Origin of the sequence: Pseudomonas sp. GXM4 (genome assembly GCF_008923895.1) — a bacterium.
GTDB classification, from domain to species: domain Bacteria; phylum Pseudomonadota; class Gammaproteobacteria; order Pseudomonadales; family Pseudomonadaceae; genus Aquipseudomonas; species Aquipseudomonas atacamensis.
Map to the genome: position 1 here is coordinate 1 of NZ_WBRZ01000424.1, position 3049 is coordinate 3049.

Below are 3049 nucleotides of genomic sequence, written 5' to 3' on the forward strand. Positions count from 1 at the left end.
TCAACGTAAATGCTGGCTGTCAGATTGCTATCGCTGGCAAGCCAGCTCCCACAGGGTTTTTGCGGTGTTTTCCGGATTCGGCTCAGACCAGGATCGAAGTCCCGGTCATCTCCGCCGGTTTTTCCAGACCCAACAGCATCAGCATGGTCGGCGCTACGTCCGCCAGCACGCCGCCTTCGCGCACTTTCAGGTCGCGTTTGCCGACGTAGATGAACGGCACCGGCTCGGTGGTGTGCGCGGTGTGCGCCTGACCGGTGGATTCATCAGCCATTTGCTCGACGTTGCCGTGGTCAGCGGTGATCAGTGCTTCGCCGCCGACCTTTTCCAGCGCCTCGACGATGCGACCGACGCAGGTGTCGAGGCACTCGACCGCCTTGACCGCCGCGTCGAAGACACCGCTGTGGCCGACCATGTCGCCGTTGGCGTAGTTGACCACGATCACGTCGTAGCGCTGGTTTTCGATGGCGTCGACGATACGGTCAGTGACTTCCGGGGCGCTCATTTCCGGCTGCAAGTCATAAGTCGCGACTTTCGGCGACGGGATCAGGATGCGCTCTTCGCCCGGGAACGGTTCTTCACGACCGCCGGAGAAGAAGAAGGTCACGTGGGCGTATTTTTCGGTTTCAGCGATGCGCAGCTGGGTCTTGCCGTTTTTCGCCAGATAATCACCAAGAACGTTTTCCAGGCTGCCGGCAGCGAAGGCCGACGGTGCCGGAATGCTTGCGGCGTACTGGGTCAGCATGACGAAACCGGCCAGTTTTGGCTGGCGCGCGCGCGCGAAGTCCTTGAAATCGTCTTCGACGAACACGCGGGTCAGCTCGCGGGCGCGGTCGGCACGGAAGTTCATGAACACCACGGCGTCGCCGTCTTCAACTTTTACCGGCTCACCGATGGAAGTGGCTTTGACGAATTCGTCGCTTTCGCCACGGGCGTAGGCGGCTTCGAGACCTTCCTGAGCGGTGGCGGCGTTGAATTCGCCGTTGCCGTCGACGATCAGGTTGTAGGCCTGGGCGACGCGATCCCAACGGTTGTCACGGTCCATGGCGAAATAGCGGCCGATGATGCTGGCGATCCGGCCTTTGCCGAGGGCCTGGAAAGTCGCGTCGAGCAGTTCGATCGACGAAGCGGCGCTTTTCGGCGGCGTGTCGCGGCCATCGAGGAAGGCGTGCAGGTAGATTTTTTCAGCGCCGCGCTTGAAGGCCAGTTCGGCCATGGCGATCAGGTGATCCTGGTGGCTGTGCACGCCGCCATCGGACAGCAGGCCCATGAAATGCACGGCTTTGCCGGCGGCCACGGCTTTATCCACAGCGGCGCAGATGGTCGGGTTTTCGAAGAATTCGCCGTCGCGGATCGCTTTGGTCACACGGGTGAAGTCCTGATACACCACGCGCCCGGCGCCGAGGTTCATGTGGCCGACTTCGGAGTTGCCCATCTGGCCGTCCGGCAGGCCGACGTCCATGCCGCTGCCCGAAATCAAGCCGTTCGGCACCGTGGCCCACAGACGATCCAGCACAGGTTTCTTCGCCGCGAACACGGCATTGGATTCGGGGCTGTCGCTGTGACCGAAGCCGTCGAGAATCATCAGGACCAAAGGTTTGGGCGTAGTCGTCATGGAATCCACTCGTGGCTGATAAAGAAGAGGGCGATGGAAAACGGAGTTGGAGTTTAAAGCGAAGTTCCGACCGCGTCACCGCCGGACGGGGTTTGGCCGACCATAGTGGCTGTGTATACTGGCCGACATTTTAACGCCCTGGAACCTCCTTCGATGGTTGCTCACCTGATTGAATTTGCCACTAACCACTACATTCTTGTCGGTATCTTCGTCGTACTTCTGGCTCTGTTGCTGGCGCACACGATGCAGGGCGGCGGCAAAAGCCTGAGCACCGGCGAGCTGACCGCACTGGTCAATAAAGACGCAGGCGTGGTGGTGGACATCCGTCCGGCCAAGGATTATGCCGCTGGCCACATCGTCGGCGCGGTGAACATCCCGCAAGACAAACTGGCTGCCCGCGTCGGCGAGCTGGAAAAACACAAGGCCAAGACCATCATTCTGGTCGATGCCCTCGGTCAGACCGCCGGCACCCACGCCCGCGAGCTGATGAAGTCCGGCTTCACCGCCGCCAAGCTGTCCGGCGGGATTTCCAGCTGGAAAGGCGACAACCTGCCGCTGGTGAAATGACATGAGCGAAGTCATCGTCTACTCCAGCGATTACTGCCCTTACTGCTCGCGCGCCAAGCATCTGCTCGCCAGCAAAGGCGTGGCCTTCGAAGAGATCAAGGTCGATGGCAAGCCGCAGCTGCGTGCCGAAATGACCAAAAAGGCCGGGCGCACGTCCGTGCCGCAGATCTGGATCGGCGCAAAGCACATCGGCGGTTGCGATGATTTATACGCCCTGGAGCGCGCCGGCAAACTCGACGCGCTGCTCAAGGGCTGAACGGCTGCACCCACGTACAGCACTCCCTAAAAGACCCAAGATCGATAAGGATCTGAGATGACTGACCAACAGAACACTGCAGCCAGCGAAGAAGAAACCGCACCGCAATTTTCCTTGCAGCGCATCTACGTACGCGACCTGTCCTTCGAAGCCCCGAAAAGCCCGGCGATCTTCCGCCAGCAGTGGGATCCGGCGGTCGGTCTGGATCTGAACACTCGCCAGAAAGCGCTGGAAGGCGATTTCTACGAAGTGGTGCTGACTCTTTCCGTCACCGTGAAAAACGGTGAAGAAGTGGCCTTCATCGCTGAAGTGCAACAGGCCGGTATCTTCCTGATCAAGAATCTGGACGCGGCTTCGATGAGCCACACCTTGGGTGCGTTCTGCCCGAACATCCTGTTCCCGTACGCCCGCGAAACCCTGGACAGTCTGGTTACCCGTGGCTCGTTCCCGGCGCTGATGCTGGCGCCGGTGAACTTCGATGCCCTGTACGCGCAAGAGCTGCAGCGCATGCAGGAAAGCGGCGAGACCCCGACCGTTCAGTAAGACGGTTCAGCAATACCCCATGTGGGAGCGAGCCTGCCCGCGAAAGCGGTCTGTCAGACACATCAATGTTG

General features: G+C 60.4%; 4 protein-coding genes. 3 read left to right on the forward strand and 1 reads right to left on the reverse strand.

Going from position 1 to position 3049, the window contains the following annotated elements:
• Positions 1-82: 82 nt before the first annotated feature.
• Complete coding sequence (gene gpmI, locus F8N49_RS26895; protein ID WP_071174113.1) at positions 83-1612, reverse strand: 2,3-bisphosphoglycerate-independent phosphoglycerate mutase; 1530 nt, start codon at positions 1610-1612, stop codon at positions 83-85.
• Positions 1613-1765: 153 nt separating this feature from the next.
• On the opposite strand from gpmI, the gene F8N49_RS26900 reads away from it, so the two are divergent.
• The 3 genes from F8N49_RS26900 to secB are packed head-to-tail and all read left to right on the forward strand — an operon-like array spanning position 1766 to position 2978.
• Positions 1766-2179: a rhodanese-like domain-containing protein gene (locus tag F8N49_RS26900; protein ID WP_016772116.1), complete on the forward strand. Its 414-nt coding sequence runs from the start codon at positions 1766-1768 to the stop codon at positions 2177-2179.
• A gap of 1 nt (position 2180) precedes the next feature.
• Complete coding sequence (gene grxC, locus F8N49_RS26905; protein ID WP_016772115.1) at positions 2181-2435, forward strand: glutaredoxin 3; 255 nt, start codon at positions 2181-2183, stop codon at positions 2433-2435.
• Between the two features lie 57 nt (positions 2436-2492).
• Positions 2493-2978, forward strand: a complete 486-nt coding sequence (gene secB, locus F8N49_RS26910; protein WP_016772114.1) for a protein-export chaperone SecB — start codon at positions 2493-2495, stop codon at positions 2976-2978.
• The last annotated feature ends 71 nt before the right edge of the window (positions 2979-3049 follow it).

What these genes read in the sequence shown, in the direction of transcription:
- gpmI (WP_071174113.1), bottom strand. Translation starts at nt 1,612, where the DNA reads ATGACGACTACGCCCAAACCTTTGGTCCTGATGATTCTCGACGGCTTC.
- F8N49_RS26900 (WP_016772116.1), top strand. Translation starts at nt 1,766, where the DNA reads ATGGTTGCTCACCTGATTGAATTTGCCACTAACCACTACATTCTTGTC.
- grxC (WP_016772115.1), top strand. Translation starts at nt 2,181, where the DNA reads ATGAGCGAAGTCATCGTCTACTCCAGCGATTACTGCCCTTACTGCTCG.
- secB (WP_016772114.1), top strand. Translation starts at nt 2,493, where the DNA reads ATGACTGACCAACAGAACACTGCAGCCAGCGAAGAAGAAACCGCACCG.